The sequence below is a fragment of the uncultured Nostoc sp. genome (genome assembly GCF_964245575.1).
Classification (GTDB): domain Bacteria; phylum Cyanobacteriota; class Cyanobacteriia; order Cyanobacteriales; family Nostocaceae; genus Nostoc.
Map to the genome: position 1 here is coordinate 1 of NZ_CAXTNP010000355.1, position 6,953 is coordinate 6,953.

At 42.3% G+C, this 6,953-nt stretch carries 5 protein-coding genes; 3 read left to right on the forward strand and 2 right to left on the reverse strand.

Translation table 11 applies throughout. The features are described from left to right. Positions 1–43: 43 nt before the first annotated feature. Positions 44–343 (forward strand): hypothetical protein, encoded by a 300-nt coding sequence (locus ACFFAP_RS34095; protein WP_375515362.1) that lies wholly within the window; start codon positions 44–46, stop codon positions 341–343. After that, positions 333–2,885 carry a CHAT domain-containing protein gene (locus ACFFAP_RS34100; protein ID WP_375515363.1) on the forward strand — a complete coding sequence of 851 codons (2,553 nt, stop codon included), beginning with the start codon at positions 333–335 and terminating at the stop codon, positions 2,883–2,885. The genes ACFFAP_RS34095 and ACFFAP_RS34100 overlap by 11 nt, the downstream gene beginning before the upstream one ends. Here ACFFAP_RS34100 and ACFFAP_RS34105 read toward each other — a convergent pair. Together ACFFAP_RS34105 and ACFFAP_RS34110 are read right to left on the reverse strand one after the other, a co-directional pair. After that, the gene (locus tag ACFFAP_RS34105) at positions 2,865–4,067 is read right to left on the reverse strand and encodes a tetratricopeptide repeat protein (protein ID WP_375515364.1); all 1,203 of its coding nucleotides are present in this window, start codon (positions 4,065–4,067) and stop codon (positions 2,865–2,867) included. The genes ACFFAP_RS34100 and ACFFAP_RS34105 overlap by 21 nt on opposite strands. After that, positions 4,064–5,308 (reverse strand): tetratricopeptide repeat protein, encoded by a 1,245-nt coding sequence (locus ACFFAP_RS34110; protein WP_375515365.1) that lies wholly within the window; start codon positions 5,306–5,308, stop codon positions 4,064–4,066. Before ACFFAP_RS34110 ends, ACFFAP_RS34105 begins: the two co-directional genes overlap by 4 nt. Positions 5,309–5,866: 558 nt before the next feature. Between ACFFAP_RS34110 and ACFFAP_RS34115 the strand changes: the two genes are divergently transcribed. After that, the coding region (locus tag ACFFAP_RS34115; RefSeq protein WP_375515366.1) for a filamentous hemagglutinin N-terminal domain-containing protein at positions 5,867–6,953 on the forward strand (1,087 nt) is incomplete at its 3' end.

A 6,953-nucleotide genomic window follows, 5' to 3' on the forward strand; every position in this document is an offset into this window, starting at 1 on the left:
GGGCTATAGCCTAGCCACACAAAGGCTTTGACTGTTTTCGGAGATGTCTAATGTCGGTGGAAAGCAAAGAAAGAGTTCATTTATTGTTACTGGGCGTGGCCTACCACCACAACCAGGTGAGCCTCTCCGCACTGAAGCAGTGATTGTCAATGGAGTCGAAGCCCCAGAAGAAAACCGCTCTGCCTCAGGAAATTTTACACCACCTGACTCTACTAATAAAATCGTAGAAGCTACTGGGTGGGTAATTAATAGCTTAGGTGAAATTACTCTTACAGCCAACCCCACCAGCGTCACACCATCTCAAAGCTTCGAGTCAACTCCCGCGACCTGCCATGCATCTTAAACAATTACTAACACAATTGAGAATCAGGCGATCGCATCGTCGTACAATTGCCAGTGTGCTTTTAGCTTTACTAACATTGGCAAGTGTCTTAGTTTTATCAACACAACCAGTAACAGGGACGAAACAACCAACCACTCAGCTTTCATCGCAGATATCTAAAACTGCCAATGCCAAAAATTTAGCGATTAAAGGGCAAGAACTTTACTTAGCTGGACAGTTTTCTGAAGCAGTAAAAGTTTGGCAAGAAGCTGCTGATGCTTATACTCAAGCGCGAGATCACGATGGCGTAACCCAGAGTCGAATCAATATAGCTCAAGCCCTGCAAGCCTTGGGTAATTACCGTCTTTCTTGCAACACTTTACTGCAAGCCTTTAATCTGGTAGATTCAAATTGTCAAAAGTTAACTCAAGAAAACGAAAACCTCCAACAAGATTCCTGGCTCAAAACTCTCTCTGAGCGACCAAATTCCCAAACTAATGTCATTGGCTTACGTAGCTTAGGTGATGTCCTCCAAAGGCTAGATTATTTAGAGTTGTCCACAAAAGTCTTACAGCTAAGTTTAAACGCAGCTGAAAAACTGCCTTATACTGAAGGTGAAAGTGCAGCATTGCTCAGTTTAGGCAACACATTCCAAGCTTTTGGAAACAGAGCATTTGCAAGACTTGATAGAGCAAAGGAATTAGAACCGTATCCTTGGCGCTGTTTATACAGACCAACCATCGGTACGCCCAAAAAATTCTATCAAAAAGCGGCTTCATACTATCAGCAAGCATTAGTGTCCGTCTCATCAACTACACGGGTTCAAGCACAAATTAATCGCCTCGGTGTATTATTAGAAACCAATGCCCTATCAGATGCACTTACCTTGTGGTCTCAAATCCAGTCTCAACTTCAAGACTTGCCTTTGAATAGAACAACTCTATATGCTCAACAAAACTTGGTTGAAAGTTTAACTTGCCTCAAACAAGCTACTACTGATGTCGTCTCTTGGAAACAAATAGCACAAATTTTAGCTAAAACTCTTCAAGAAGCCCGGATACTGGGCGACCAACGAGCTGAATCTTATGCTCAAGGCTATCTCGGTAGCTTATACTTACAGAGTCAAATACAGCCTAGCTCTGAAGAACTAACCTATGCTCAAGACCTTACCGAAAAAGCTCTGATACTTGCACAAGGGATTTCAGCTACAGATATTATATATAAATGCCAATGGCAACTAGGGTACATATTTAAAACCCAAGGAGAGATCACAAAAGCCCTCTCTGCTTATACTCAGGCTGTAAAGACCCTTCAATCACTCCGTAGTAATTTGTCTGTTAGCAATACAAACCTGCAATTCTCCTTTGATGAAAGTGTCGAACCAGTTTATCGACAGTTGGTTGATTTATTGCTGCAATCTAACCAAACCAGTCAACAAAACTTACAACTTGCCCGTGATACGATTGAAACACTCCAACTAGCAAAACTAGAAAACTTCCTGAGATGTAGTTTGCCTGTAGCATCATCAATATCAGTTGACCAAAAAGCCGATCCAACAGCAGCAGTCATTTACCCAATCATTTTAGATAACCGCATAGAAGTCATCGTCAGCTTGTACAAGCAACCCCTGCGCCACTATTCAAAACCCTTATCTCAGGAGGAAAATCTTCAAACCCAGCTGGAAATACTACGTAAAAATCTCGGAACACCCAACAGTGTCGGGCCAGGTTTTTTAAAATCCTCCCAGCAGATATATAGCTGGTTGATTGCACCGATTGAGGCTGACCTGAAGAAAAGTGAGGTGAAAACATTAGTATTTGTGCTAGATGGCCCCATAGGGCAAATTCCAATGGCTGCTCTCCATGATGGTGAACATTATTTAATTGAAAAGTATGCCCTAGCAATCAGCCCCAGTTTACAGCTACTACAACCATTAGCTTTGTCAAAGGAAAAGCCAGTTGTCTTAGCAGCTGGAATTGACCAAAAAATACCCGGCTCAGAGACATTAGCACTACCAGAGGTGAAAAATGAAATAGACTTCATATCTCAAGCGACCAAAAGTACAGTGCTTCGCAATCAAGAATTTACTCGCAAAGCTCTGGAAACTAAAATCAACTCGCGTCCTTATTCAGTGGTTCACTTAGCAACTCACGGTCAATTCAGTTCCCAACCCGAGCAAACCTATATTTGGACTTGGGATGGACGTGTGAATCTCAACCAACTGAAGACTTTACTTGAAAGCAGAGAGCAAAGCCGACCCGATGTCATTGAATTACTTGTACTAAGTGCTTGCGAGACAGCCGAGGGCGATCGCAATTCTGCTTTGGGGCTAGCTGGGGTGTCGATACAAGCAGGGGCACGCAGTACTTTGGCTTCTCTATGGCAGGTAAACGATAGTTCTACAGCTTTGCTTATGACTCAATTTTACCAAAATTTGTTTCATTCGACTGATTCTATAATAACTCTAGCTAAAGCACTGCAAAGTGCCCAACTGGATCTGTTGCACAAGTACAAAGCTCCATTTTTCTGGGCACCGTATGTTTTAGTGGGAAATTGGCTCTAAAGTCTGATATTTATCTTGTGCTGACTTGAGCCAAGTATCGGCTTTGGCTGAATTTCCCAGTGCTTTGTATACTTGCGCCAATCTCGTGGCTACTACTGCTTGTCCTTCTTGGTCATTAACTATCGTTGCCAGTTTCATTGCTTTTAAGTAGCTAGCTTCAGCTTGAGGCAACAATTGGACTTGTGCATAGAGATCCCCTAATATGTAGTAAATTGCTGGTGTTTGACTATCCTTAGCAGTTGACGCTTCTAATGTCTCAGTTGCTTCAGCAATTAATCCTTGTCCAATGTAAAGTTCAGCTTGGGCTAAGGTTTTTGCATCGCCAGTCAGGTTTTCTGTGGCAATTCGCTCGGTAGCGACCTTGACAAAATTTGCTTGATTGGCATCAAGTAAACCGAAGGTTGCCTTAGCCGATGATTCACCATTGTCAGCCTCGACTGTCAGTAAGTATCCCCCTTCTACTGGTTTCAAGGATGGCTTACCAGGATAAACTACCTCCGTTGTGCTAACTTCAGTCTCCCAGTTGACTCCAGAACCACTTATACGTACAACATAACTCGTGGCATCAGGCACAGCAATCCAACGCAGCTTTGGTTTGTCACTAAGTAACCATGTGTTTTTGGGACTAATAATGTGCGGAATGCGACGGGCAATCGGGTCACGACTGGGAGTAATCGGCCCAGTTATTGTATATATTGGTTTATCTGGTGGACGACAGCCAAGCGCTGCACCTGATGGCATCCCGTTAGGTACTGTCCAAAGATTTTGGTTAGGGTCGGTGCATTGGACTATGACTTTTGCCTTCAAAGCTGGTTGGAGTAAATCACCAAGACAAAGCTCTGTTCCCACTAATGTTGAATGATAATCGGGCCATTCCTTACGCTTGAGCTGCACTTTCCCTTCAATTTCAATAATCCGTCCGACAGTGAGACAATCAGTTGGGATTTCTCCTGCCTTTGCAACAGTACGGGTCTCATCAATATTATTATCCACCCAATTGGTAGCTATTAGCAGCAGGCTGACAGATATTAAAATGGATAAAGTAGTAGTTTGCCAAGTTCCCTTGGCGGGGTAAAGGGTAAGGGGAAAAGGGGAGAGGATTAAAAACCTTTTCTTTTTAATATTTCCCCTTTCTCCAAACCTCACCCAGGATTTTCGGGTTGACAGACTACTAGGTTTCATTTTTTGACTACCTCTGTTTGCAAGCGTTGACGTGCAAGATTTACCCATTGGTCTTCTTCTGAGGTGTTAGGCTGATAGGCAAATCCGAGGCAGTTTTGCCATTCTACCAATGCATCTTTTTGCTTTCCTTGACGTTCTACTACCTGCGCCAGTAAGCAGTAGGCGGGGGCGCGATCGCTTTTGAGTTTAATCGCTTCAATTAGGTCAAGCTTGGCTTCGGTCAAGCGACCTTGCATTAGCCGTGCCCAACCTCGATTTTTGTACATATCTGCTCTGACTCGCTCATTTTTAGCCAAGGGTAGACCGATCCGCAGCAGGGAAACAGCACCGTCATAGTTTCTTTGTAAAATGTCTAAGCGAGCTTGGTTGTTGTAAGCTTCAATCACACCGCCCTCTATAGCTAACTGATATTCGCTATGGGCATCTTTATAGTTTTGTTGGTCTTCGTAAGCTGTAGCTTGGTTGTAGTGTGCAGCAGCAGAACTAGGATTGAGTTTGAGTGCGACTTTGTAGCCCAACTGAGCATTAGGCAGCTTACCCGCTAAGTGATTTATGACTCCGTACCAGTTGGCTAGCCAGGAAAATGTAAACAAACAGCCAATAACTCCAACTGAGAGTAACAATGGCATTCCAGACTGAATAAAATTTATCGAGGTGAGCAAGCTATAAGTGCTGCTCTTGGTTTCATCAGTATTTTCAGATTCAGATGTTTGAGAAGATGACTGGAATTCAACTGAATTTGGTTCGCTGGAGGTATCCTCAACTTTTTTGCTTTCAAGATGCTCTGTAAGTAATAAAGTGTTACACTCCTGACAAAAGTTCAGATCGTGAGGATTTTGGCAATTACTACAATTTGGGTTGTTGCAGTAGTTTACCCACCGAACAGAACTGTTGAAAGTGGCGTGACCATTTAGTTCATTCTTTATATTGTTTCCTAATTGGTTCTGTAATTCCGTTCTCGATCGCTCTTGCTGTGACTGTAATCTTGTCAGAACTTCTAAAACAGTTTTTTTGCGAACTTTTTCCCCCGTTACTACTGAAAGCCGCTCCCATAACCTGGGAGCGCAAAATCTCTGTACATAGCTATTTTCATAGCCAGGGAAGTGGATAGCACTGAGTTTCTTTCCTATCAAGGTTTGCCGAAGTATATCTTTTTCGACGGTTTCCAGGTGTTGTCCTGTCTTTTTACAAAATAAAATGTCGGCAAACTCTACAAGCTTTGAGATTTCGTCAGCATTCATTGAGCATCTCGAGCCAAATAGTTGCTTTTCAGTATACCTCAGTGCGATGCCTGCGGTTCTTGCTAGCCTACGCTTTTTTCTTTTTACTTCTACTTAGTAATCTTTTAACCTAAACATTACTAAACCAAGTTGCGGGTTATCAAATTCGGGGCGTATCTTCATCATCGATTCAGGCGATTCGCGCACTCTGAAGTTGGGGTGGCGCGTAGCGCTACCCAACTTCAACTCAATCAAAACTATAATTACTGGATCAATTTAGAGTATAAAAACTTGCTCGTTCGAGAAATGCTTCTTGAAAAGTAAAAGCAAAAATAAATGCTTCGAGTTTAAATTGCGGTATGAAAAATGTGTATATCATGCTGAATGGAGCAAAGCGGAATGTAGGATCTATAAGGATTCTTCGTTGCACTCAGAATGACAAATCATACTTGATTCAGCAACGCCATTTTGTCAATTGTATTCTGAAGTGCTAACTGAAAATGTCGAAAGATAATAAACTGCTAGTAGCCTGATTCGTGCTTAACTATACTTTAGTTTTGCTGCTAGTGGAGACAAGCAATGTCCGGTTTAAGTTTGACTGGTTGGGGTGCTTTATTAGGTATTGCAATCGCCAGTGTCAGCACTTTGCTGGAGAACTGCGCGATCGCTCAAATTACTGCAGATACAACTTTACCTATTAACTCCCGTATTGATCCTATTAACTCCAGTGATGGTAACATTCTCTTCATTAATGGAGGAACTCCATCTGGCAGTAACTTATTTCATAGCTTTCGGAACTTCTCTGTTCCAGAAAACACGGTTGCTGTTTTTAATAATGCCTCGAATATTCAAAATATTATTAGTCGAGTAACAGGTGGGTCAGTCTCTAAGATTGATGGTTTAATTTATGCTAACGGTACAGCCAACTTATTTCTGATTAATCCATCGGGGATTATTTTTGGAAAGAACGCAAGTCTTAATATTGGAGGCTCTTTTGTAGCGACGACTGCAAATGCGATCGCTTTTGGCAATCAAGGTATTTTTAGCGCAACGAATCCAGAAAGTTCTCCATCCTTGCTAACGGTCAATCCTTCCGCTTTACTCTTTAATCAAATTAAAACCGCACCTATCCAATATAACTCAGTTGCTCCCTCTGACTTAAATCCAACGGGTTTAAGTGTACTAGATGGTAAGAGTTTGTTATTGGTAGGTGGCGATATCAATATAAATGGTGGAACGCTCAATGCCTTTGGTGGGCGAGTTGAGTTAGGTGGATTAGCAGGTGCAGGAATGGTTGGTTTGAATGTGGATGGTAATAATCTGAGTTTGAGTTTTCCCAATAGTGTAGAAAAAAGTGATGTTTTTCTGAGCAATAATGCTGGAGTAGATGTGGCTGCTGGTGATGGTGGAAGTATCGCAGTTAATGCCCGGAATTTAGAGATGACAGAAAAGAGTGGACTGTATGCAGGAATATATAGTGGGCTGGGTTCTAGTAATAGTAAGGCGGGAAATATTGAGGTTAATGCAACTGGAGCAATTAGTCTTGATAATGGGAGTCTAATTGCCAATCAGGTGCAACCAAAAGCAAACGGGCAAGGAGGCGATGTCAATATCAGTGCTAGTACATTGCAAGTTGAGGGTGGGGCAATAGTTTCAGCTAGTACTT